24 protein-coding genes and 4 pseudogenes are annotated in these 21,452 nt (G+C 72.3%); 15 read left to right on the forward strand and 13 right to left on the reverse strand.

All coding sequences use genetic code 11. The annotated features are described in order from the left end of the window. Nucleotides 1–43: 43 nt before the first annotated feature. The 3 genes and pseudogenes from rpsR to rpmG all read right to left on the reverse strand — a co-directional run. Nucleotides 44–256 carry a 30S ribosomal protein S18 gene (gene rpsR, locus ACIPXB_RS31600; protein ID WP_401455441.1) on the reverse strand — a complete coding sequence of 71 codons (213 nt, stop codon included), beginning with the start codon at nucleotides 254–256 and terminating at the stop codon, nucleotides 44–46. A gap of 80 nt (nucleotides 257–336) precedes the next feature. Further along, a pseudogene (gene rpmE / locus ACIPXB_RS31605) lies at nucleotides 337–435 on the reverse strand (50S ribosomal protein L31); the annotation flags it as partial. 45 nt (nucleotides 436–480) lie between these two features. Continuing rightward, a pseudogene (gene rpmG / locus ACIPXB_RS31610) lies at nucleotides 481–642 on the reverse strand (50S ribosomal protein L33); the annotation flags it as partial. Between the two features lie 17 nt (nucleotides 643–659). Here rpmG and rpmB point away from each other — a divergent pair. Together rpmB and rpsN are read left to right on the forward strand one after the other, a co-directional pair. Beyond that, on the forward strand, nucleotides 660–896 hold the full coding sequence (gene rpmB, locus ACIPXB_RS31615; protein ID WP_401455442.1) for a 50S ribosomal protein L28: 237 nt from the start codon (nucleotides 660–662) through the stop codon (nucleotides 894–896). After that, complete coding sequence (gene rpsN / locus ACIPXB_RS31620) at nucleotides 896–1,201, forward strand: 30S ribosomal protein S14 (RefSeq protein ID WP_401455444.1); 306 nt, start codon at nucleotides 896–898, stop codon at nucleotides 1,199–1,201. Before rpmB ends, rpsN begins: the two co-directional genes overlap by 1 nt. 914 nt (nucleotides 1,202–2,115) lie before the next feature. Here rpsN and ACIPXB_RS31625 read toward each other — a convergent pair. Both ACIPXB_RS31625 and ACIPXB_RS31630 read right to left on the reverse strand, forming a co-directional pair. Further along, nucleotides 2,116–2,919 (reverse strand): annotated as a pseudogene (locus ACIPXB_RS31625) (IS5 family transposase). A 162-nt stretch (nucleotides 2,920–3,081) separates the two neighbouring features. Further along, complete coding sequence (locus tag ACIPXB_RS31630) at nucleotides 3,082–3,504, reverse strand: TipAS antibiotic-recognition domain-containing protein (protein ID WP_401455445.1); 423 nt, start codon at nucleotides 3,502–3,504, stop codon at nucleotides 3,082–3,084. A gap of 230 nt (nucleotides 3,505–3,734) precedes the next feature. On the opposite strand from ACIPXB_RS31630, the gene ACIPXB_RS31635 reads away from it, so the two are divergent. From ACIPXB_RS31635 to ACIPXB_RS31675, 9 genes are all read left to right on the forward strand, one after another. Beyond that, entirely contained in the window at nucleotides 3,735–4,103 is a 369-nt protein-coding gene (locus tag ACIPXB_RS31635; protein ID WP_401455447.1) for a hypothetical protein, read from the forward strand. Then, nucleotides 4,100–4,444, forward strand: coding sequence for a tyrosine-type recombinase/integrase (locus ACIPXB_RS31640; protein WP_401455449.1), 345 nt, complete (start codon nucleotides 4,100–4,102; stop codon nucleotides 4,442–4,444). Before ACIPXB_RS31635 ends, ACIPXB_RS31640 begins: the two co-directional genes overlap by 4 nt. Before the next feature lie 76 nt (nucleotides 4,445–4,520). Continuing rightward, complete coding sequence (locus ACIPXB_RS31645) at nucleotides 4,521–5,366, forward strand: HipA family kinase (RefSeq protein ID WP_401455452.1); 846 nt, start codon at nucleotides 4,521–4,523, stop codon at nucleotides 5,364–5,366. Then, a complete protein-coding gene (locus tag ACIPXB_RS31650; protein ID WP_401455454.1) occupies nucleotides 5,363–5,746 on the forward strand; it encodes a DUF3037 domain-containing protein in 384 nt (127 codons plus the stop codon). Before ACIPXB_RS31645 ends, ACIPXB_RS31650 begins: the two co-directional genes overlap by 4 nt. A gap of 133 nt (nucleotides 5,747–5,879) precedes the next feature. Next, nucleotides 5,880–6,641, forward strand: coding sequence for a 3-oxoacyl-ACP reductase FabG (gene fabG, locus ACIPXB_RS31655; protein WP_401455456.1), 762 nt, complete (start codon nucleotides 5,880–5,882; stop codon nucleotides 6,639–6,641). Between the two features lie 20 nt (nucleotides 6,642–6,661). Beyond that, a complete protein-coding gene (locus ACIPXB_RS31660) occupies nucleotides 6,662–7,423 on the forward strand; it encodes an SDR family oxidoreductase (protein WP_401455457.1) in 762 nt (253 codons plus the stop codon). A 152-nt stretch (nucleotides 7,424–7,575) separates the two neighbouring features. After that, nucleotides 7,576–9,159 carry an ABC transporter substrate-binding protein gene (locus ACIPXB_RS31665; protein WP_401455458.1) on the forward strand — a complete coding sequence of 528 codons (1,584 nt, stop codon included), beginning with the start codon at nucleotides 7,576–7,578 and terminating at the stop codon, nucleotides 9,157–9,159. A 144-nt stretch (nucleotides 9,160–9,303) separates the two neighbouring features. Beyond that, the gene (locus ACIPXB_RS31670) at nucleotides 9,304–9,972 is read left to right on the forward strand and encodes a uracil-DNA glycosylase (RefSeq protein WP_401455608.1); all 669 of its coding nucleotides are present in this window, start codon (nucleotides 9,304–9,306) and stop codon (nucleotides 9,970–9,972) included. A 140-nt stretch (nucleotides 9,973–10,112) separates the two neighbouring features. Then, nucleotides 10,113–10,697 (forward strand): hypothetical protein, encoded by a 585-nt coding sequence (locus ACIPXB_RS31675; RefSeq protein WP_401455461.1) that lies wholly within the window; start codon nucleotides 10,113–10,115, stop codon nucleotides 10,695–10,697. Nucleotides 10,698–10,793: 96 nt separating this feature from the next. On the opposite strand, the gene ACIPXB_RS31680 is transcribed toward ACIPXB_RS31675, so the two are convergent. Together ACIPXB_RS31680 and ACIPXB_RS31685 are read right to left on the reverse strand one after the other, a co-directional pair. Next, a complete protein-coding gene (locus ACIPXB_RS31680; RefSeq protein ID WP_401455463.1) occupies nucleotides 10,794–11,333 on the reverse strand; it encodes a hypothetical protein in 540 nt (179 codons plus the stop codon). Nucleotides 11,334–11,405: 72 nt separating this feature from the next. Beyond that, on the reverse strand, nucleotides 11,406–11,945 hold the full coding sequence (locus ACIPXB_RS31685; protein WP_401455464.1) for a DinB family protein: 540 nt from the start codon (nucleotides 11,943–11,945) through the stop codon (nucleotides 11,406–11,408). Nucleotides 11,946–12,043: 98 nt separating this feature from the next. On the opposite strand from ACIPXB_RS31685, the gene ACIPXB_RS31690 reads away from it, so the two are divergent. After that, nucleotides 12,044–12,949, forward strand: a complete 906-nt coding sequence (locus ACIPXB_RS31690; RefSeq protein WP_401455465.1) for a Gfo/Idh/MocA family protein — start codon at nucleotides 12,044–12,046, stop codon at nucleotides 12,947–12,949. Here ACIPXB_RS31690 and lnt read toward each other — a convergent pair. The 5 genes from lnt to ACIPXB_RS31715 form a co-directional block, all read right to left on the reverse strand. Next, nucleotides 12,873–14,465, reverse strand: coding sequence for an apolipoprotein N-acyltransferase (gene lnt / locus ACIPXB_RS31695; RefSeq protein ID WP_401455467.1), 1,593 nt, complete (start codon nucleotides 14,463–14,465; stop codon nucleotides 12,873–12,875). The two genes, ACIPXB_RS31690 and lnt, sit on opposite strands and share 77 nt — an antisense overlap. 40 nt (nucleotides 14,466–14,505) lie before the next feature. Continuing rightward, a complete protein-coding gene (locus ACIPXB_RS31700; protein WP_401455468.1) occupies nucleotides 14,506–14,973 on the reverse strand; it encodes a nuclear transport factor 2 family protein in 468 nt (155 codons plus the stop codon). A 70-nt stretch (nucleotides 14,974–15,043) separates the two neighbouring features. Continuing rightward, complete coding sequence (locus tag ACIPXB_RS31705) at nucleotides 15,044–15,220, reverse strand: hypothetical protein (RefSeq protein WP_401455471.1); 177 nt, start codon at nucleotides 15,218–15,220, stop codon at nucleotides 15,044–15,046. A 116-nt stretch (nucleotides 15,221–15,336) separates the two neighbouring features. Continuing rightward, complete coding sequence (locus ACIPXB_RS31710) at nucleotides 15,337–16,209, reverse strand: undecaprenyl-diphosphate phosphatase (RefSeq protein ID WP_401455473.1); 873 nt, start codon at nucleotides 16,207–16,209, stop codon at nucleotides 15,337–15,339. Nucleotides 16,210–16,257: 48 nt separating this feature from the next. After that, a complete protein-coding gene (locus ACIPXB_RS31715; protein ID WP_401455474.1) occupies nucleotides 16,258–16,965 on the reverse strand; it encodes a TVP38/TMEM64 family protein in 708 nt (235 codons plus the stop codon). Nucleotides 16,966–17,341: 376 nt separating this feature from the next. Here ACIPXB_RS31715 and ACIPXB_RS31720 point away from each other — a divergent pair. From ACIPXB_RS31720 to ACIPXB_RS31730, 3 genes and pseudogenes are all read left to right on the forward strand, one after another. Then, a pseudogene (locus tag ACIPXB_RS31720) lies at nucleotides 17,342–18,157 on the forward strand (EF-Tu/IF-2/RF-3 family GTPase); the annotation flags it as partial. Between the two features lie 113 nt (nucleotides 18,158–18,270). Beyond that, nucleotides 18,271–19,128, forward strand: a complete 858-nt coding sequence (locus ACIPXB_RS31725) for a patatin-like phospholipase family protein (protein ID WP_401455475.1) — start codon at nucleotides 18,271–18,273, stop codon at nucleotides 19,126–19,128. 220 nt (nucleotides 19,129–19,348) lie between these two features. Continuing rightward, complete coding sequence (locus ACIPXB_RS31730) at nucleotides 19,349–20,140, forward strand: spermidine synthase (RefSeq protein ID WP_401455609.1); 792 nt, start codon at nucleotides 19,349–19,351, stop codon at nucleotides 20,138–20,140. Here ACIPXB_RS31730 and ACIPXB_RS31735 read toward each other — a convergent pair. Further along, nucleotides 20,127–21,431, reverse strand: coding sequence for an MFS transporter (locus ACIPXB_RS31735; RefSeq protein ID WP_401455477.1), 1,305 nt, complete (start codon nucleotides 21,429–21,431; stop codon nucleotides 20,127–20,129). The genes ACIPXB_RS31730 and ACIPXB_RS31735 overlap by 14 nt on opposite strands. Between the last annotated feature and the right edge of the window lie 21 nt (nucleotides 21,432–21,452).

Consider the following 21,452-nt stretch of genomic DNA (forward strand, 5'->3'; position numbering starts at 1 on the left):
ACTGCGTTCCGGGGAACAACCATCCCCAGAACGAGACATGACATCACATCACAAGACCGGCGAACCGGACCGATCTCGAACATGCAATGCCCCTGGTGACACGGGTGACGCGGCGGCTGCGGATCTTGCCGCGGTCGGAGATGAACTTCCGCAGCAGGTCGGTGTCCTTGTAGTCGATGTAGGTGATGCCGGCCGCGTCGAGTGGGTTGGGGCGGGACTTCAGCGGCTTGCGGGGGCCGTTGCGGCGCGTGCCCATGGTGCTGTTCCTTCTGCGGTGAGTGGGGGTGGCGCAGGGTTACGGGACGGTGACGACGGGCATTCGGGCCTCGGCCTGCATCAGTTCGCCCCGCGCCGGCCGTATCGGCGCTCGAAGCGCTCGACGCGTCCGGCGGTGTCCAGGACGCGGGCGGTTCCTGTGTAGAAGGGGTGGCTGACGGCGTGTCCTTGAGGTCGAGGCGACGGGGGTGGAGCGGCAGTGGGTCAGCGTTCCTCGCGGAAGTCGACGTGGCGCCGGGCGATCGGGTCGTACTTGCGCAGGACCATGCGGTCGGGGTCGTTGCGGCGGTTCTTGCGGGTGACGTACGTGTAGCCGGTTCCCGCGGTGGAGCGGAGCTTGATGATCGGGCGTACCTCGTTGCGAGCCGAGAGGTAGGTAGACCTTGTCCGCCCACTGCCAACTGACCGGTGCCCAGCCGGGATTCGGCAACACCATCTCCCACTCGCACCGGCGCACTTCGCGCCGTTTCGATCCCAACATCCAGCGCAAGCGCTACTGGCCGCCCAGCGAGGGGCGGTATGTCCGGCTGGCGCTGAGCGCGAAGGCGATCAAGACCGTCGACAGCATCGGCATCGAGGCCGCCGTGGCCCGTATCCGCGCCCGAGGGGGGAAGATCTGATGGCCAAGAAGAGCAAGATCGCGCAGAACGAGAAGCGCAAGGCGACCGTCGAGCGGTACGCGGCCCGCCGTGCGGAGCTGAAGGAGATCATCCGCCGGCCGTCCTCCACCGACGCCGAACGCCAGGCTGCGGCCGCGGAGTTGCGCCATCAGCCCCGTAACGCGAGCGCGACCCGGGTGCGGAACCGGGACAGCGTGGACGGGCGGCCGCGAGGCCACCTGCGGAAGTTCGGCCTGTCCCGGGTGCGTGTGCGTGAGCAGGCCCACGCCGGCTTCCTTCCCGGCGTGACCAAGTCGTCCTGGTAGCCGTGCCGCTCGCATGACGGGCGGCGCTGCCGGCCGTGACTCGGTGGGGTCACGGCCGACAACTCCCCCCGGGAGCGTCACGCCGGCTGTCAGGGAAGGCGGAGCAGGTTGAGCCGGTAGCCCTCGGCCTGGGGGAGGCGTTGCGCGGCGATCGCGGACTTCATCTGCTGCTAGATGAGCGGTAGTTCGGCCAGCAGGGGACCAGGAAGGCTGGTGAGGGTGTGTGACGCCAGTACGCCGATCCCGGGCCGCCAGTCGGTCAGTCGGGCCGGGTCGGGGCAGTGCCAGTGTGTGCGGGCGTCGAGGCTCCGAGGTCCGGGTGGCGGATGGGACGTGAGCCCGAGCTGATCGTTCGAGTGGGGCCACGTCCACGTCGAGTCCAGCGACCGGAGCTCTCAGCTGGTGGCGGCAGGATGCCCGTCCACCTCGTACACCACGTTTCTCGGCTCGCTGGCCACACTCTCTCTGGGCTGTGGCCAGCGGCGCCGTGCTTGTTTCCGTCAGCCTGGATGAGCTGCTGCCGGACGGTGGCTCACCGGAACGGCAAGATGCCCCGTGACGCAGGTCGACGCTCGTGACGCTCGTTTGACGCACGAATGGCACGGTTTCTGATGGGTCATCATGTGTGATTCTGTGGCCACTGGGCGGGCGTCGGCCAGGTGGCGCGGTCACCTTCGGAGGGGCGGGCTATCGAGTACCGAGTCGGTGACCGGTGCCCGCCCGCGCATCTCTCGTCAGTGACGTTCCGTTACGCTCGATGGATTTCCAATGCCGCCGGTTGCTTCGCGAGGCCCTCCACTGGGCGTCCACCGGCCGTCCTTGGCTGACGGCGAGACGCAGGCCGATCGTCCGTGGGCCAGGTCTCATGGCCCGCCGTCCTGCGCGAACGGCCAGGTCCACATTGAGAGGATGTCTTACGTGGTGAGTTTTGCCAGCTTCTTGTAGCAGGTGAGAGCGGCTGCGAGGCCGAGGAAGGCGAGGAAGTGTGAGGCCTTCCGCTCGTATCGGACGGTGAGGCGGCGGTAGCCGAACAGTCAGGCGATCGACCTTTCGATCTTCCAGCGGTGCCGGCCGAGCCGTTCGCTCGACTCGATGCCCGGGCGGGCGATACGCGGAATGAGGCCACGTCCGCGTAGCCAGGCGAGGTGGTCGGCGGAGAAGTACGCCTTGTCGGCGCGGAGCTTGCCGGGGCGGCGTCGGCGTGGTCCGCGGCGGGAGCGGATGGCGGGTATCCCGCGGATCAGCGGCTTGAGGGCGAGGCTGTCGTGGGTGTTCGCCGCGGACACGGCGACGGCCAGCGGGATACCCCGGGCCTCGGACAGTACGTGCAGCTTGCTGCCCTTCTTGCCGCGATCGACCGGGTTCGGCCCGGTCGGCGAACCCCCCTTTTCGCCCGCACCGACGCCGCGTCGACGATCGCGGAGGTCCAGTCCAGCGCCCCGGGCGCCGAGCTCGTCCAGGACCGCCTGGTGCAGATGACGCCACAGCCCCGTTCTCGTTCACACGGTGAACCGGCGGTGCGCGGTGGCGGGCGAGACACCGAACGTCTCCGGAAGATGCCGCCAGGCACACCCGCTGGTCAGCACGTACACCACCGCCGTGAACACAGCCCGCTCGTCACGCGGAGCAGTCCCGCCGCCCTGCGGACGGGACGTGAACGACGGCAGCAACGGGGCGACCAGTTCCCACAGACCATCAGGAACCAGCCGCTGCGACAGATCAGCACCCACGACCAGCATCATGCCGCACAGACATCACACCACGTGAGACATCCTCTACAAGGCCCGCCACGCGGTCGACTTCGGCATCAATCGCCTCAAAAGGCACCGTGCCGTGGCCACAAGCGAACGCCGCCGTGGACACTGGCCCGTGTCGCCCGACTACGCCGAAGCCTCGACCCCTGCGCTGGGGGCGAACCCGCTCCCCTGCTCGGCGTATACCTTGATCGCGGCGCCCAGAAACTCCACCAGCCCGGGGTGGTAGGAATCGTGAAACGCCCTCATGGCCTCGTCCTCGGCGTAGAAGAGCGACATGCCGACGTAAGCCTCCCTGGAGGGGGTGTAGAACCGGCAGGCGATGTCGAAGTGCCTGCGGACGAGCTCCTGGATCTGCTGGTCCCCGGGCAGGGAGCCGGCGTTCAGGGAAGCCGTGATCTCCCGGTACAGGACGTCCCAGTCCTGGTGGACCTGCTCCCTGTCCACGTGCTCCCAGTCGTTGGTTTCGGCCAGGCTCTTCGCCTGCTCCTCGGCCAACGACCGGCGGCACTTGTCCTCGTAACTGTTCCCCACGGCACCGTTTCCCATCGTTTCGCCACCTCTTCGGTGGAGCCCGAAGAGGCTGCCGGCATGCCGACGTAGACCGACCGCCGGTGATCAACTGCCGGTCCAGGCCGAACGGTGACACACAGCCACCGGGCCGGCAAACCATTTCCTGGACCTCCCGGGCTCCGTCCCCGGATGGCGTCCCGCGGAGTGGCGTAACGAAATCTGTGAGGTGGCCCAAGTCGCCGCGGGAGCAGCGCCACGCGTGGCCGATGGGTGCTGCACTGCGAGTACGTGATGCCATCAGCGAGCGCAACAGGATCGCCGTCGTAGTCGGCCTGGGCTGCGGCCTCCGTCAGGGCGAGGTGTTCGGGCTGAGCCCGGAGGGCATCGACTATGAACGCGGCCTGCTTCACGTTCGGCGCCAAGTGCAGGCCATCCTCGGAAGGCTGTACTTCGCCCTTCCGAAGGGGAAGAAGATCCGCGCGGTGGATCTGCCCCCCTCGGTGGCCGACGAACTGAAGCGTCACATCGCAGCGTTCCCGCCGGTGGAGGTGGAGCTGCCGTGGGGGAAGCCGGAGGGGGAGAGGGGGAGTTCTCCCTGCTCCTCACCACGCGCTTCGGCAACGCCGTCGCGGTGAACACATGGAACACCTACACCTGGAAGCCAGCCTTGGCGAAGGCCGGCGTCATCCCCCCACGTGCCGAGGGGGCGAAATCCTGGCAGTGGGCGGCGGCCCCGAAGGACGGTTTCCACGTGCTTCGCCACACGTACGCCTCGATCATGTTGGAAGCCGGGGAGTCCGTTGTGACCCTGGCTCGGTGGCTCGGACACTCCTCGCCGGCGATCACCCTCGGTTACTATGCTCACTTCATGCCGGAAGCGGGCAGCAAGGGGCGTGGCACCATCGACGGTCTGCTTGGAAAGCGGGGAGACGGGCTCGCCGACCGAAACTCCCCAGATTCTCCCCAGCATCGTTGACCGCCGATTCGTGCCTCTGCACCCCGGAGAGGTCGTCCGTGGATTGCAAGGCTGAAGAGATGGGTGGCCTGGGAAAGTGTTGCAAGAGGTCGTAGCGACCCGCTATGTCACGCCCCTGCGTGAGGGCGGCTCGCTCCCCGGGATCGTCGAGGCCGACGATCTCGGTACGTACGTCATGAAGTTCACGGGAGCCGGTCAGGGCCGCAAGACCCTGGTCGCCGAAGTCATCTGCGGGCGCCTGGCCCAGCGGCTGGGGCTGCGCGTCCCCGAGCTGGTGCAGATCCAGCTGGACCCCGTCATCGGGCTCGCCGAGCCCGATCAGGAGGTCCAGGAGCTGCTCAAGGCGAGCGGCGGGCTCAACCTCGGCATGGACTACCTGCCCGGCTCGATCGGTTTCGACCCGCTCGCCTACCAGGTGGACCCCGTCGAGGCCGGCCGGGTGGTCTGGTTCGACGCACTGATCAACAACGTCGACCGGTCCTGGCGCAACCCCAACATGCTGGTCTGGCACGGCGAGCTGTGGCTCATCGACCACGGCGCCACCATGATCTGGCACCACAACTGGCCCACCGCCACGGCCGCCGCCGCCAAGCCGTACAACGCCTCCGACCACGTCCTGGCCCCCGTGGGCCCGCGCATCGCCGAGGCCGCCGCCGAACTGGCGCCGCTGGTGACGGAGGAACTGCTGACCGAGGTCGCCGCCGACGTGCCCGACGAGTGGCTGGTCGACGAGCCCGGTTTCGACTCCACCGACGCGCTGCGCCGGGCGTATGTGGCGGCGCTGCTGCCGCGCGCCGCCACGATCCACGAGCGGATCTCGCTGGAGGCCCCGGCCAGGGCCCCGCAGGCACCGCCGGGATGGCTCACCGATCATCTGCCCGAATGGCCCCACCCGACCAAGAAGAAGAGCGACAGCCGGTGACGAAGCGGGACGTGTTCGAGTACGCGCTGGTGCGCGTGGTGCCGCGCGTGGAGCGCGGCGAGTGCTTCAACGCCGGGGTGATCGTCTACTGCCGGGCGCGCTCGTACGTCGCCGCCCGTGTCCACCTCGACGAGGCCAAGCTCCTGGCCCTGGACCCGAAGGCCGACGTGGCCGGTGTACGGGCGGCCCTGCGCGGGGTCGAGGGCGTGTGCGCGGGGGGCGAGCGGGCCGGCCAGGCGGCCGGGGACGACGCCGGGCGGCGCTTCCGCTGGCTGATCGCGCCGCGCAGCACGGTCGTGCAGCCCGGCCCGGTGCACACCGGTCTGACGGTCGATCCCGAGGCCGAGGTGGAACGGCTGCTCGACCTGCTGGTCCGCTGACCGGCCGACTCAGGAGCCCTGCCGCCCGGCGCCGTTGACACCGGGTGCCAGGGCTCCTAGCGTCTCCTCAGCTGAAGCTACTAAGCGGTTGCTCACCTCAGGGCGGCCGTGTCCAAGGGCGAGGAGAACCAGCATGTCCACCACCGAGCAGCGCGTCGCCATCGTGACCGGGGCGGCCCGGGGCATCGGCGCCGCCACCGCCGTCCGGCTGGCCGCCGAGGGCCGCGCCGTCGCCGTACTCGACCTCGACGAGGCCGCCTGCAAGGACACCGTGGAGGCGATCACGGCGGCCGGCGGCAAGGCCGTCGCCATCGGCTGCGACGTCTCGGACAGCGCGCAGGTCGAGGCCGCCGTCGAGCGGGTCGCGGCTGCCCTCGGTGCTCCGACGATCCTGGTCAACAACGCCGGTGTGCTGCGCGACAACCTGCTGTTCAAGATGAGCGACACCGACTGGGACACCGTCATGAACGTGCACCTGCGCGGTGCGTTCCTGATGGCGCGGGCCTGTCAGAAGTACATGGTGGACGCCAAGTTCGGCCGGATCGTCAACCTCTCCAGCAGTTCCGCGCTCGGCAACCGCGGGCAGCTCAACTACTCCGCCGCCAAGGCGGGCCTGCAGGGCTTCACCAAGACCCTGGCCATCGAGCTCGGCAAGTTCGGCGTCACCGCCAACGCCGTCGCGCCCGGCTTCATCGCCACGGAGATGACGGCCGCCACCGCCGCCCGCGTCGGCATGGACTTCGAGGACTTCCAGGCCGCGGCCGCCACCCAGATCCCGGTCCAGCGGGTCGGCCGCCCCGAGGACGTCGCCGGCGCCATCGCCTTCTTCACCGGCGACGACACCGGCTTCGTCTCCGGCCAGGTCCTGTACGTGGCCGGCGGCCCGCTCAACTGACGAAGGGGAGGGCGTACGTCATGGCGTACGAAGGCACCGACAGCGGCAAGGTCGCGCTGATCACCGGCGGCAGCCGGGGCATCGGCTACGGCGTGGCCGAGGCCCTGGTCGCGCGCGGCGACCGGGTCTGCATCACCGGGCGCAACGAGGACACGCTCAAGGAGGCCGTCGAGCAGCTCGGCGCCGACCGGGTCATCGGCATCGCCGGGAAGGCGCACGACGAGGTCCACCAGGAGGCCGCCGTCGCGGGCACGATGGAGGCCTTCGGCCGGGTGGACTTCCTGATCAACAACGCGGGCACCAACCCGGTCTTCGGCCCCCTGGCGGACCTGGACCTCGGCGTGGCCCGCAAGGTCTTCGAGACCAACGTGATCTCCGCGCTCGGCTTCGCCCAGCGCACCTGGCACGCCTGGCAGAAGGACAACGGCGGCGCGATCGTGAACATCGCGTCCATCGCCGGCCTCTCCGCCTCGCCCTTCATCGGGGCGTACGGGATGAGCAAGGCCGCCATGATCAACCTGACCCTCCAGCTCGCCCACGAGATGGCGCCCGGGGTGCGGGTCAACGCGATCGCCCCCGCCGTGGTCAAGACCAGGTTCGCGCAGTCGCTCTACGAGGGCCGCGAGGCGGAGGCGGCCGCGGCCTACCCGCTGGGCCGGCTCGGCGTTCCGGCGGACATCGGAGGGGCTGCGGCATTTCTCACTTCGGCGCAAGCGGAATGGATCACCGGGCAAACTCTGGTGGTCGATGGCGGAATCTTTCTCAATGCCGGAGTCGGGTGACCGATAATCGGACGCAACGGGGTGTATTGAGGTGCCAAATGCATCCCTAATATGCACGGAACCGGTCAAGTGCCTCACGGAACCACCCCATTGGATTCGTGGGGCACTGCGGTAGGGTCTGCCGCACCCCTGGCTGATCGAGGAGCGTGCACGTGTTCAACCGGACCAGATGCCTGCAGACACTTGCGGCCCTTGCGTCCATATCCCTGCTCGCCGGCTGCGGGCTGCTTTCGGACGATGCCGGAAAGGACGCGAAGCCCATAGTCGTGGGCACCACCAGCGCGCCGAGCACCCTTGATCCCGCGGCGGCCTGGGACGGTTCCTGGGAGCTGTACCGGAACGTTTACCAAACCCTTCTCGCCTTTCCGACCGGAAGCACCAAGCCGCAGCCCGACGCGGCCCAGAGCTGCGAGTTCACCGACGCCGCGAACGAGTCCTACCGGTGCACGCTGAAGAAGGGCCTGAAGTTCTCCAACGGCGAGCCCCTCGACGCCAAGGCCGTCAAGCACTCCATCGACCGGATCCGCACCATCGGCTCCAAGGTCGGCCCCAAGGACCTCTTCGGCAGCCTGGAGAAGATCGAGACCCCCGAGCCGCTGGTCGTCGTCTTCCACCTGAAGACGCCCGACGCGACCTTCCCCTTCGTCCTCGGCTCGCCCGCCGCCTCGCTCGTCGCGCCCAAGGAGTACCCGGCCGACCGGGTCCGCGAGGGCAGCAAGGTGACCGGCTCCGGCCCGTACGTCCTGAACTCCTACAAGGAGGGCGACGAGGCCGTCCTCGGCGGCTACAACGACTACCAGGGCTTCGCGCAGCGCCGTAACGACGCCGTCACCATCCGCTACTTCACGGACTCCGCGAAGATGGTCGGCGCGCTCAAGGGCAAGGAGATCGACGCCACCTACCGCGGCCTGTCGGCCGCGGAGATCAAGGACCTCCAGAGCCCCGCCTCGAACGGCCAGGGCGTCCAGGTCGTCGAGAACGTCGGCGCCGAGATCCGCTACCTCGTCTTCAACCCCAAGGACCCGGCCGCAAACAAGCCGGCGGTCCGCCAGGCGATCGCCCAGATCGTCGACCGCGGCGCGATCGTCTCGAAGGTCTACCAGGGCACCGCCGAGCCGCTGTACTCGATGGTCCCCAAGGGCGTCGCCGGCCACAAGACGCCGTTCTACGACCGCTTCGGCACCCCCGACGTCACCAAGGCCCGGAAGATCCTCAAGGACGCCGGGATCACCCAGCCGGTGGACCTGACCTTCTGGTACACCACCGACCGGTACGGCGCCTCCACGGCGGCCGAGTTCGCCGAGCTCAAGCGCCAGCTCGACGAGAGCGGCCTGTTCCGGATCACCCTGCGCAACCAGCCCTGGAAGACCTACCAGGAGGGCTACAAGAACGGCGAGTACCCGGTCTTCGGCCGTGGCTGGTTCCCCGACTTCCCGGACCCCGACAACTTCATCGCGCCGTTCGTCGGCAAGGAGAACGCGGTCGGTACCCCGTACGAGAACGCCGAGATCCTCACCGACCTGCTGCCCAAGTCCCGCCGCGAGGGCGACCGCTCGGTCGTCGCCCGCGAGTTCGAGCGGGCGCAGGCGATCTTCGCCGAGGACGTCCGGCTGCTCCCGCTGTGGCAGGGCAAGCTCTACGTCGGCGCGCGCGACGACATCGCCGGCGCGGAGCGGGCCCTGGACCCGCAGACGGCCATGCAGATGTGGGAGCTGTACCGCAAGACCAGCTGGTAGCGGCCCTCTCGTCCGGCCCCCTCGTCCGGCCCCGGGTCCGGCACCGTCCGGCCCCGCGGGGCCGGACGGTGCCGTTGTCAGTGGTCCCCGGTAGGTTCGGAGCAGTTGCACGAACACGTACCGGAGGTTGTCGACGTGACCCAGATGCTGCCCGAGTCCTGGCTCCCCGTCCTCGGTGGGGAGCTGGAGCAGCCCTACTTCAAGGAGCTCACCGAGTTCGTCGAGAAGGAACGGGCGAACGGGCCGGTCTACCCGCCCCGCGAGCAGGTCTTCGCGGCCCTGGAGGCGACCCCCTTCGACAAGGTGAAGGTCCTGGTGCTCGGCCAGGACCCGTACCACGGCGCGGGCCAGGGGCACGGCCTGTGCTTCTCGGTGCGGCCCGGGGTCAAGACCCCGCCGTCCCTGCGCAACATCTACAAGGAGATGCACGCCGAGCTCGGCACGCCCATCCCCGACAACGGGTACCTGATGCCGTGGGCCGAGCAGGGCGTCCTGCTGCTCAACGCGGTGCTCACGGTGCGCGAGGCCGAGCCCAACTCGCACAAGGGCAAGGGCTGGGAGAAGTTCACCGACGCGGTGATCCGTGCCGTGGCGGGGCGCCCGGACCCGGCCGTCTTCGTGCTGTGGGGCGCGTACGCGCAGAAGAAGCTGCCCCTGATCGACGAGAGCCGCCACGTCGTCGTCAAGGGCGCCCACCCCTCCCCGCTGTCGGCGAAGAAGTTCTTCGGCTCCCGGCCCTTCACGCAGATCAACGAGGCCGTGGCCGCCCAGGGGCATGAGCCGATCGACTGGACGATCCCGGACCTGGGCTGACGCCGCACCGCGCCTTGCGCGGCAATGCCGGTGCCTCCGGCTAGCGTCTTGATGATCGGACCGGACCGGACGGGGTCCGGCGGACGCAGCCGGAGGCCGCATTGAGGGAGCAGCAGCGGGAGGCGTCGGAGGACGCCGTCATGACCAGGATCGGCCAGGCGGTCATCCTGCTGCACGCCGGCGACCGTGAGGAGGCCCGCAACCGGCTCGGCGCGATCTGGGCCGAGATCGGCGAGGACGGAGCCGCGCTGCACCGCTGCACCCTGGCCCACTACATGGCCGACGCCCAGGACGACCCCGTCGACGAACTGGCCTGGGACCTGCGCGCGCTGACCGCCGCCGAGGGGCTCGCCGGGGAACTGGACGACGGGGCGGCGGGCGACGGGGCGGCGGGCGGCGACGCGGCGGCTGGCGACGCGGCCGCGGGCGCCGGGGAGGCGCGGGGGGCGTTTCCGGGGGCGCGCCCCGAGCCGTACGAGCCTCCCGTGGCCGTACGCGCCTTCTACCCGTCCCTGCACCTGAACCTGGCCGCCGACTACCTCAAGCTCCAGCGGCCGGAGGCGGCCCGGATCCACCTGGCCCGCGCCCGCGCCGCCACCGCGGCCCTGTCCGACGACGGCTACGGCGACGGCGTACGGGCGGCCCTCGCCCGGCTGGAGCGGCAGCTGGCCGCCGGGCCGGGCGAGGACCCGCGCCCGGGCCCCTTCCCCGGTCAGCACCCGTAGCGGGCGTCCGGGGGAGGGCCGGACGTCCCGGCGGTGACCGGGGCGGGCCGGGGCGGAGCGGGCCCTGGGCCGGAGCGGCCGGCCGGGGCCCCGGGCTCAGTCCTCCCGTACGTGCGCGCAGATGCGGGCCTCGGGGCTGTCCGGGCTCCACGAGCCGTGCTTGCGGCCCAGCGCGCACACGTCGGCCGGGCGCACCGGCAGTTTCTGGACCAGCCGGCGCGGCACCTCGCCGTCCTGCCGGTCCTGCCGGTCGTGCCGGCCGCCGCGCCGGCGCCGCTCGCCCGGGGGAGCGGCGCTCGCCCCGGGCGCCGCGACGACGTCCGGCACCGGCGGCGGGACCTCCTCGGGCACGGCGGCGCGCTCCTGCGGCCGGGCCGCCTCGCGCGCGGTGCGGGCCGGCGCGCCCGGAACGGCGGCCGGGGCGCGCTCCGGGACGGCCTCCAGGGCCTCCAGGGCGGGCGCCTGGACGACCACCGGCGCGGCCCCGCCGCCCCGCGGGGCGTGCTGCGGCGGCTGCGCCGACGGGGCTGCCGCCGGCTGGAGCGGGGCCGGGGTCACGTTCACACAACCGGAGACGGCCGAGACGGCCGCGGCGACTCCGAGCAGCAGGGTTGTCGTGGTTCGGGATGGATGCACTCGCGCAACTCTGCTGTGCCAGGACCCGGTTGCGAAAACCCGGAGGCCATATTGACCCCGCATGAGTGACGGCTACTCGCCGGTTGCCCCGTCGAGCTGCTCGCGCAGCAGGTCCGCGTGCCCGTTGTGGCGCGCGTACTCCTCGATCATGTGGGTGTACACCCAGCGGAGGCTGAAGTGCTCGCCGGTGCGGCTGCTGCGTACCGAGACCTCGTCCAGCGAGCGGCCGGCCGCGGCCTGCCGGGCCAGTTCGATCTCCCGCTCCCACGTCTCGCGCGCCTCGGCGAACGTGTCCGCCTCCCCGAAGTGGAAGTCGCCGTCCCGGTCGGCCTCGGTGCAGTACAGATCGGGCAGTTCGGCGCCGTGGGTGATCTCGCGGAACCACCACCGCTCGACCTCCGCGAGATGCCGTACGAGCCCCAGCAGGGTCAGCTCCGACGGCGGCAGCGAGGCCTGCCGCAGCTGTTCCTCGGTCAGGCCCTCGCACTTCAGGGCGAGCGTGGCCCGGTGGTAGTCGAGCCAGCCCTCCAGCATCTCCCGCTCGGCGGCGGTGGTGGAGGGCTCGGTGCGTACGGTCGTGACCGTGGTCTCGGATGACGTCATGGGCCTCATCCTCGTCGAACGCGGTTGCGCCGACCAGGGATTAAGCTGTCCCCGGCAGTCGCACGACAGTCGCGCGGCAGTCGCACGGCACCCTCGGGAGGCTTTCGGTGAAGGTCGCGTGTATCGGACTCGGTGACATCGCGCAGAAGGCGTACCTGCCCGTCCTCACGGCCCGCCCGGGTATCGAACTGCACCTGCAGACCCGCACCCCCGCCACGCTGGAGCGGATCGGGGAGCTCCACCACATCCCGGCCGGCCGCCGGCACGCCGACCTCGACGCGCTGCTGGAGCAGCGCCCGGACGCGGCGTTCGTGCACGCGCCCACCCCCGCCCACCCCGAGATCGTCTCGCGGCTGCTGGAGGCGGGCGTCGCGACCTACGTGGACAAGCCGCTGGCCTACGAGTTCGCCGAGTCCCGGCGGCTGGTGGAGCTGGCGGAGCAGCGCGGCGTCAGCCTCGCCGTCGGCTTCAACCGCCGCCACGCGCCCGGCTACGCCCAGTGCGCCGACCATCCGCGCGAACTGATCGTGATGCAGAAGAACCGGGTCGGGCTGCCCGAGGACCCGCGCACGCTGGTGCTGGACGACTTCATCCACGTCGTCGACACCCTGCGCTTCCTGCTGCCCGGCGAGGCCGACCACATCGACGTGCGCGCCCGGGTGCGCGAGGGGCTGATGGAGCAGGTGGTGCTCCAGATGTCCGGCGACGGCTTCACGGCGCTGGGGATCATGAACCGGCTCTCCGGCTCCACCGAGGAGATCCTGGAGGTCTCCGGGCAGGACTCCAAGCGGCAGGTCGTCAACCTGGCCGAGGTCATCGACCACAAGGGCCAGCCGACGGTACGGCGGCGCGGGGACTGGGTGCCGGTCGCCCGCCAGCGCGGGATCGAGCAGGCCGTGGACCACTTCCTGGAGGCCGTGCAGGTGGGCAAGGCGCTCAGCGCCCGGGACGCGCTGGCCAGCCACGAGCTGTGCGAGCGGATCGTGCTGACGGCGCTGGAGCAGGCTTCCTGAGCCGGCGCGCCGCCCCGGCCGCCCCCGCCGCCCCCGCCCAGCGGTACGCGCCGTAGCCGGCCAGGGCCGCCAGGGCTGCGGCCACCGGCCAGTCGCCGAAGCGGGTGTAGAGCGTGGTGCCGTGCGCCAGCGGCACGTCGTACACGGCCGCCGTGCTCGCCGAGGCGGCCAGCGGGGCCGCCAGGCGCTCGCCCGCGGGGCCGTACACGGCGCTGGTGCCGGTGAGGGTGGCATGGACCATCGGGCGGCCGTTCTCGGCGGCCCGCAGCGCCGCCAGGGAGGCGTGCTGGGCGGGCGCCCAGCTGTTCTGGAAGGTGGACGTCGCCGACTGCGCGACCAGCAGGTCGGCGCCCTCGCGCACGAGGTGCCGGCTCATGTCGGGGAAGGCCGATTCGAAACAGACCAGCGGGCCGATCCGCCCCCGCCCGTCCCCCGGCAGGGTCATCAGCACGGGGGCCTCGCCGCGGTGGCGGTCCTCGCCCGCCGCCTTGCCGACCGAGGTCACCCAGCCGAGCGCCGCGCGCGCCGGTATGTACTCGCCGAAGGGGACCAGACGCATCTTGTCGTACCGGTCACCGGTCGGGCCCTGCGGGCCGACGAGCACGGAGGACTTGTATATCCCCGGCCGGTCCGAGCGGCGCGCGTCCACATTGACCAGCAGCGGAGCCGACACCTCCGCCGAGAGCGCCGCCAGCCGCCGCGCCAGGTCCGGGCGGGCCGCCAGGTCCGCCCCCACGCTGGACTCGCCCCACACCACCAGGTCCGGGCGCTGCCCCGCCAGCTCCCGGGTCAGCCGCTCCCCGACCGCGAAGCGCTGCTCCACGCTCTGCGGACCGGCCACCAGGCCGGGCTGCACGACCGCCACCCGCAGCCCGCCCGAGACCTCGGGCTGCGGCGCCCACCACCACACCGCCGCCGTCAGCACGGCGCACCCCGTCAGCCCGGCCAGCGCCGGGGCACGGGCCGGGCGTACGGCGACCAGCATCACCACCGCACAGTTCACCGCCACCACCAGCAGGCTCACCAGCCACACCCCGCCCACGGACGCCACCCGCAGCGCCGCCGGGACCTGCCACTGGCTGGCCCCCAGCAGCCCCCACGGCCCGCCCAGCCCCTGCCAGGACCGCGCCAGCTCCGGCAGCAGCCACCCCGCCGGTACGAGGACCAGCGCGGCCGCGGCCCGGCCGGGCGGCGGGACCCCGCCCAGCAGCCGCCGCACCAGCAGCGCCCAGGGGATCCACAGCAGCCCCAGCAGCGCGGCCAGCGGGAGCAGGAACACGTGCAGGCTGGGCAGCAGCCAGTGGTGGACCGCCAGGATCAGGCCGAGGCCGCCGAGCCAGCCCTCCAGGGCCGCCCGCCGTGCGCTCGGCGCCGTCCGCAGCAGCAGCATCCAGGGCACCAGGGCGACGTACGCCCACCACCACAGGGCGGGCGCCGGGAAGGCGAGCGCCGGCAGCGCGCCGGCGACCGGCGCCGCGACGGCACGCCACCACCACCGGGTCCGGTCGGACTGCATCTGACGCCTCCCCTCCAGTGTGGCCCGGTCCCACCCTGCTTCAGGCCGACATGTGCCGCCACTTCTCGTGGACCGTCACACCGGTGAGCCGCCAGCCGTCGGGGGTACGGGCGAGCGCGAAGGAGTACCGTCCGGCGGCCACGAAATTGGGGGAGGTCACGCTCCCGTCGTGGTCGGTGCCCGCCAGCCGCATCGGATTGACGAAGTCCGCGCGCACCCGCGCCCGGTCGCCCGGCCCGCCCGCGTCGTCCTCCAGCTCGACGAGCCGGTTGCAGATCAGGTGCTGGCGCACCGGGAACAGTTCCATGGTCTGCGCCAGCCATGCGGCGACCTCGCCCGCGGGCCCCTCGATACCGCCCGCCGAGGTGTAGTCGGCGCGTCCGGCGGGGGTGAACAGCGCCCGGTACGCCACCCAGTCCCCGTCGTCCACGGCGAGCGCGTACCCGGTGACCACGGCGTCGATCGCCATCCGGTCCATTACCCTCGCGAGATCCACACGCTGCGTCATCGGGTCAGTGTGGATCAGCGGACCCGTGAGGCCAAGGGGCATACGGGCACGGGATCGGGCGGGCGGGCGCTCAGTGGCCGGAAACGGCCTCCCGCTGCCGTACGACGACCAGGAAAGCGTCCGTGGCCAGGTCCATCACCACCTCGGCCGGCACCCCCTCGCGCATCCGCTGGGCCGCGTACTCCTCGGCCGGCCAGCTTCCCCTCGGACTGCCCGCCGGAAAACGCTCCAGCACCACTCGCCCCATGGGACACCCCCTGCTTCCTCGCCTTTCAGGTCTCCTAGGCACAACGACGCGAGAGCCGCACGGGAACGTTCCCGTGCGGCCCTCGCGACGTCGCGGCGCGCCGGGCGCGCCGTGGATCAGTGTCCGGACTCGCCCGCGTGGGGGCTCAGCACGTCGGTGCCGACCAGCACGAACAGCACGATGCCCAGCAGGATCCGGTAGATCACGAACGGCATGAAGCTCTTGGTGGTGATGAACTTCATGAACCACGCGATCACGGCGTAGCCGACGAAGAAGGCGATCACCGTCGCGAAGATCGTCGGACCCCAGGACACGTGCCCCTCGCCCGCGTCCTTCAGCTCGAACAGGCCCGAGGCCAGCACGGCCGGAATGGCCAGAAGGAAGGAGTAGCGGGCCGCCGCCTCACGGGTGTAGCCCATCAGCAGACCGCCGGAGATCGTCGCACCCGACCGGGACACACCCGGGATCAGCGCCATGGCCTGGCAGAGACCGAAGATCAGACCGTCCCGGACGCCGAGCTCCTTGAGCGTCTTGCGCTCCCGGATCGCCCGGTGCCGGCCACCGGTCTCGTCGCGGGCCGCCAGCCGGTCGGCGATGCCGAGCACGATGCCCATTACGATCAGCATGGTGGCGATCAGCCGCAGGTCGCGGAAGGGGCCCTCGATGGCGTCCTTGAGCGTGATGCCGAGGACACCGATCGGGATCGAGCCGACGATGACCAGCCAGCCCATCTGGGCGTCGTGGTCCGAGCGCAACGACTTGTTCGTGAGCGAGCGGAACCAGGCGGAGATGATCCGTGCGATGTCCTTGCGGAAGTAGATCAGCACCGCGGCCTCGGTCCCGATCTGCGTGATCGCGGTGAAGGCCGCCCCGGGGTCCTCCCAGTTGGCGAACGCCGCGGTCAGCCGCAGGTGGGCGCTCGAGGAGATCGGGAGGAACTCCGTAAGCCCCTGGACGAGACCGAGGATTAGAGATTCGAACCAGCTCATGTCGGGGTGCGCTCGTCCTTGTGATCGTCGGGCAGTTCGGGTCCGATGCTAGGGCCCGTGCGAGGCACCGCTGACCACAGGGGTCCCTTGAACGTCCAACGACTCCCGGACACGGTGCCGCTTGCGCCACGCGACCGTCCCCGCGAGGAGCAGGGAGAGGGCGATGAAACCGAACGAGACGAGGAAGACGGGCGAGGTCGGGGAGGCGGCGTTGGCCCCCGCGACCACGTACGCGGCCGTGTTGGGGATGGTACCGAGCGCGGTCGCGAGCAGGAACGGCAGTGGCCGGCACCGGGACACCGCGGCGCAGTAGTTGGCCACCTGGAAGGGCACTCCGGGGAAGATCCGCACCGCCAGCATCGACCGGAACCCGTGGCGGCTGAGCTGTCCGTCGGCCGCCTCCAGCCAGCGCCGCCCCTTCAGCAGCGGCCGCAGCGCGTCCTGGCCCAGGGCCCGGCCCAGTCCGAACGCGATGCCCGCGCCGAGCACGGTCCCCGCGAGCGCGGCCGGCAGCCCCAGGGCCGTTCCGAACAGCGCCCCCGCGCCCAGGTTCAGCAGCGGCCGTGGCACGAGCGCGGCCGTGCACAGGCCGTACACGAGCGCATAGAGCACGGCCGCGAGGCCGGCCGGAATGCCGGGGGTCCACCCTTGCGACAGCAGCCGCTGGGGCTCGTAGAGCAGGACGCACCCGCCGGCCGCGACGAGCAGCACGACGAGCAGCGACAGCCGCGTCCACGGCGTGAGGAGGAGGGACATCCGGGGAGACTAACCGACGTATCCGGCATCGCGCCGTCATCTGGGTCTCATCCGGCCGAAGCCGGTCGTCGTGGACCGGGGCCGTAGTCGTGGGCCGGGGCCGGGGCCGGGGCCGGAGCCGTGGGACTGAGTTGCCGTCGTGGCCGGAGCCCGGTGCGGGGGCGTCCGCCGGTACGGCATGAGGGGCGGGAGCGCGCCCCAAGGCCCTGCACGCGCGGGGTAATTCGCTCGACGCGAGCGCGGGCCGCCTGGCACCATCGGCCGCATGTCCCGGTACGCCTTCCCCGCAGCGCCGTCCGCAGTCGCGGACGCGCCGAAGGCTGCCGTCTTCCTGATCGATGCGTTCGACGGCGCACGAAGCTGACCCTTCCCGGACAGTCGGCAGGTGGGCGTCGAGCACATCGTCGTCGCCCTCAACAAGGCCGACGCCGGCGACCCCGAGCTCACCGACCTCGTCGAGCTGGAGGTCCGCGACCTGCTCGCGCAGCACGGCTACGGCGGCGACAGCGTGCCCGTCATCCGGGTCTCCGGGCTGCGGGCGCTGGAGGGCGACCCACGGTGGACCGCGGCGATCGGTGCGCTGCTGGACGCGGTGGACACGTACGTACCCATGCCGGTGCGCTACACGGACGCCCCGTTCCTGCTGCCGGTCGAGAACGTGCTGACCATCACCGGCCGCGGCACGGTCGTCACCGGCGCCGTCGAGCGCGGCCGGGTGGCCCTCGGCGACCGGATCGCGCTGCTCGGCGGCGAGGGCGAGCCGGTGGAGACGGTCGTGACGGGCCTGGAGACCTTCGGCAAGCCGATGGAGTCCGCCGAGGCGGGCGACAACGTGGCGCTGCTGCTGCGCGGGCTGCACCGCGAGCAGGCGCGCCGCGGCCACGTGGTCGCCGCGCCCGGCAGCGTCACCCCCAGCCGCCGGTTCACCGCCCGGGTGTACGTGCTCTCCGCCCGCGAGGGCGGCCGCAGCACACCGCTGACCTCCGGCTACCGCCCGCAGTTCTACGTACGGACGGCGGACGTCGTCGGCGACGTGGACCTCGGCGACCGCGCGGTCGCCCGGCCCGGCGAGACGGTCACCATGACCGTGGAGCTCGGCCGGGACGTCCCGCTGGAGGCCGGGCTCGGCTTCGCGATCCGCGAGGGCGGGCGCACGGTCGGCGCGGGCACGGTGACCGCCGTCCTCGGCTGAGGGCGCCGCCCGCGCCCTCGGCCGAGGCGCCGGCCAGGCCCGGCCCCGGCCTGGTGACGGCAGTGCGGCACTGCCACACTGCCGTCACCACACATTCCAGGACGGGGGCGGCGATGGCGGCGACGGGCGGCGGCGAGCGGGCACTGGTGCTCGGCGGCGGGGGACTGACCGGCATCGGCTGGGAGGCCGGGATCCTGTGCGGCCTCGCCGAGGCGGGCGTGGACCTGTCCGGCGCCGACCTCGTCGTGGGCACCTCCGCCGGCTCCGTGGTCGGCGCGCAGCTCACCTCCGGGCTGCTCGGCCCGCGCGAGCTGTACGAGCGCCAGCTCGCCGACCCGGCCGGCGAGGACGTGGCGCGCCTGGGCGCCGGGGTCCTCGCCCGGTACGCCCTGACCATGCTGCGCTCCACGGACGCGCGCGGCTACCGGCGCCGGATCGGCGCGCTGGCGCTGGCCGCGGACACCGGCGACGAGGCGGCGCGGCGCACCGTACTGGCGGCGCGCCTGGTCTCGCACGAGTGGCCCGAGCGACGCCTGGTGGTCACCGCCGTGGACGCCCTGACCGGTGAGCTCAAGGCCTTCGACCGGGAGAGCGGGGCCCAGTTGGTCGACGCGGTCTGCGCCAGCTGCGCGGTGCCGCGGGTGTGGCCGCCGGCCACCGTGGGCGAGCGCCGCTACATCGACGGCGGCATCCGCTCCAGTGCCAACGCCGACCTCGCGGCCGGCTACCGGCGTGTGGTGATCATCGCCCCGATGACGCTGGGCGCCGGCCACATCCCCGCACCGCTGACGCAGGCCGCGGCGCTGCGCGCGGCGGGCGCGGAGGTGGCCGTGATCCACCCGTCCCGGCAGGCGCGCCAGGCCTTCGGGCGCAACGTGCTGGACCCGGCGCGGCGGGCCCCGGCGGCCCGCGCAGGCCTCGCCCAGGCCCCGTCCCACGTGGCCGAGGTCACCCAGGTCTGGTCCCCCTGACCCCCGGGCCCTGCCCCCCGGGCCCTGACCTCCGTGTTCCTGAGCCCTCTGGCGGGCCCTGAACCCCGAGCCCCCGGGTTCCTGAGCCCCCGGGTCCAGGGTCCGGGGTTCTGGGGGCGGGCCGGGGTCGGGTGGGGGTGGGGGGGCGGCGGAGAATGGTGGGGTGAGTGGTGAGCAGATTCCGGTGGTGCGGGACGTGGACCAGGGCGTCGCCAAGCTGATGCCCGACGTGGACCGGGAGCGGGCCTGGTTGCTGACGGTCGACGGGGCCCCGCAGTCGTACGTCGACCTCGACGACCCCGAACACCTGGAGTTCGAGTACGTCCGCCGGCTCGCGCACGTCCTGGACTGCGCGGCGGATCCCGGCGTCCCGCTGGACCTGCTCCACCTGGGCGGGGGAGCGCTGACCCTGCCCCGTTACGCCGCCGCCACCCGGCCGGGCTCGCGCCAGCGGGTCGTCGAGTTCGACGGCGCGCTGCTCGACCTCGTCGCCGCGCACCTGCCGCTGCCGGCCGGCGCCGACGTGGCCCTGCACGCCGCCGACGCCCGGAGCTGGCTGGAACAGGCGCCCGCCGCCACCGCCGACGTGCTGTTCGCCGACGTCTTCGGCGGCTCGCGGGTGCCGGCCGCGCTGACGTCGGTGGAGTACGCGCACGAGGCGGCCCGGGTGCTGCGCCCCGGTGGCCTCTACGCCGCCAACCTCGCCGACGGCGCCCCCTTCGGCTTCCTGCGCGCCCAGCTGGCCGGCTTCCGCGCCCACTTCGCCGAGCTCGCCCTGCTCGCCGAGCCCTCGGTGCTGCGCGGCCGCCGCTTCGGCAACGTGGTGCTGCTGGCCTCGGACGCCGGGCTGCCCACCGCGGCGCTCGCGCGGCGCTGCGCCGGTGACGCCTTCCCGGCCCGCGTGGTCGAGGGCCCGGCGCTGGCCCGGCTCATCGGCGACGCCCGGCCGGTGGCCGACGTGGACGCCGTACCCTCGCCGCGGCCGCCGGACGGGGCGTTCAGCCTGGGGTGACCTTGGCGGGTACCTGTGCTTCCTCGACCGGGCTCGTCGTGGGGTCCACCGGGCGGCGCGTGATCCTCCGGACGTCCGGGACGAGCAGGACCAGCGCCGTGGCCAGCACCACCAGCCCCGCGCAGCCCCACAGCGCGCCGGAGCGGCCGAACGCGGACTCGGCCGGGCCTGCCAGCGCGGTGGCCAGCGGGAGCATCGACACCGACCCGAACCAGTCGTACGCGGAGACCCGGGAGAACTTGTCCTCAGGGATCTCCTGGTGCAGCGTCGTCATCCAGTTCACCCCGAACACCTCGATCGCCGTGCCGGTCAGGAACATCACCGCGCACAGCCCCCACGCGGGCAGCGGAACGGCCAGCGCCGCCGAGGGCAGGGCCAGCGGGAACACGCACAGCGTGCCCACCAGCAGCAGCCGGCGCGGCTTCCAGCGCATCATCAGCAGCGCGCCGGCGAGGGTGCCCAGGCCGAAGGCGCCCATCGCGTAGCCCCAGGGCGCGGGCCCGCCCAGGTGGTCCCGGGCGACCAGCGGACCGTAGACCGCCTCGGCCGCGCCGACGACGGCGACCACGACGGCGAACTGCAGCACGATGCCCCACAGCCACGGCCGGCTGCGGAATTCCGCCCAGCCCTCGCGCAGATCGGCCAGCAGCCCGCCGCCGGGCGCCCGCGCGGCGACGTCACCGACGTCGAGGAAGGCCCGCAGCGCGCCTGCGAAGGCGAAGGCGGCCGCGTCGACGGCGAGGACCCAGCCGGGCCCGAGCGCCGCGACCATGGCCCCGCCGAGCGCGGCGCCGCCGATGCCGGCGCCGTTCATGGCCATCCGGAAGAGGGCGAACGCGCGGTTCGCGTGCTCGCCCGAGACGCTGGAGAGCAGCATGCCCTCGGCGGCCGGGTTGAAGAAGGCGGTGCCGGTGCCGCACAGCGCGGTCAGCAGCATCATCTGCCACAGACGCGGTTCGCCCAGCAGGACCAGCGCGGCGAAGGCGGCCTGGGACACACAGTTGAGGGCGTTGGCGGCCACCATCACGCGGTGACGCGGCAGCCGGTCGGCGAGCGCCCCGCCGACGAGGAGGAAGAGGACGAGCGGGAGCGTGCGCGCAGCCGCGACGAGACCGACGTCACCGCTGGAGCCGCCCGCCTCCAGGACGGCGAAGGCGGCGGCGATGAGCGCGCCGTGGCTGCCGAGGTTGGTGACCACGGCGGCGCCCGTCAGCAGGCTGTAGTTGCGTCCCGCCCAGGCGGGGCGGCGGCGCGCGAGGCGGCTGCGCGGGGCCGGGGCAGGAAGGGTCACCCAGGGACTATCCCCGCCCCG

The sequence above is a fragment of the Streptomyces sp. NPDC090022 genome, assembly GCF_044748145.1.
In the GTDB taxonomy this organism is placed as follows: domain Bacteria; phylum Actinomycetota; class Actinomycetes; order Streptomycetales; family Streptomycetaceae; genus Streptomyces.

Coding starts and splice junctions, on each gene's coding strand:
- rpsR (WP_401455441.1), bottom strand. CDS start 256: ATGGGCACGCGCCGCAACGGCCCCCGCAAGCCGCTGAAGTCCCGCCCC.
- ACIPXB_RS31725 (WP_401455475.1), top strand. CDS start 18,271: ATGGCGGCGACGGGCGGCGGCGAGCGGGCACTGGTGCTCGGCGGCGGG.
- ACIPXB_RS31670 (WP_401455608.1), top strand. CDS start 9,304: ATGCTGCCCGAGTCCTGGCTCCCCGTCCTCGGTGGGGAGCTGGAGCAG.
- fabG (WP_401455456.1), top strand. CDS start 5,880: ATGTCCACCACCGAGCAGCGCGTCGCCATCGTGACCGGGGCGGCCCGG.
- ACIPXB_RS31705 (WP_401455471.1), bottom strand. CDS start 15,220: ATGGGGCGAGTGGTGCTGGAGCGTTTTCCGGCGGGCAGTCCGAGGGGA.
- ACIPXB_RS31710 (WP_401455473.1), bottom strand. CDS start 16,209: ATGAGCTGGTTCGAATCTCTAATCCTCGGTCTCGTCCAGGGGCTTACG.
- ACIPXB_RS31715 (WP_401455474.1), bottom strand. CDS start 16,965: ATGTCCCTCCTCCTCACGCCGTGGACGCGGCTGTCGCTGCTCGTCGTG.
- ACIPXB_RS31660 (WP_401455457.1), top strand. CDS start 6,662: ATGGCGTACGAAGGCACCGACAGCGGCAAGGTCGCGCTGATCACCGGC.
- ACIPXB_RS31700 (WP_401455468.1), bottom strand. CDS start 14,973: ATGACGCAGCGTGTGGATCTCGCGAGGGTAATGGACCGGATGGCGATC.
- lnt (WP_401455467.1), bottom strand. CDS start 14,465: ATGCAGTCCGACCGGACCCGGTGGTGGTGGCGTGCCGTCGCGGCGCCG.
- ACIPXB_RS31730 (WP_401455609.1), top strand. CDS start 19,349: ATGCCCGACGTGGACCGGGAGCGGGCCTGGTTGCTGACGGTCGACGGG.
- ACIPXB_RS31675 (WP_401455461.1), top strand. CDS start 10,113: ATGACCAGGATCGGCCAGGCGGTCATCCTGCTGCACGCCGGCGACCGT.
- ACIPXB_RS31685 (WP_401455464.1), bottom strand. CDS start 11,945: ATGAGGCCCATGACGTCATCCGAGACCACGGTCACGACCGTACGCACC.
- ACIPXB_RS31635 (WP_401455447.1), top strand. CDS start 3,735: ATGGGTGCTGCACTGCGAGTACGTGATGCCATCAGCGAGCGCAACAGG.
- rpsN (WP_401455444.1), top strand. CDS start 896: ATGGCCAAGAAGAGCAAGATCGCGCAGAACGAGAAGCGCAAGGCGACC.
- ACIPXB_RS31630 (WP_401455445.1), bottom strand. CDS start 3,504: ATGGGAAACGGTGCCGTGGGGAACAGTTACGAGGACAAGTGCCGCCGG.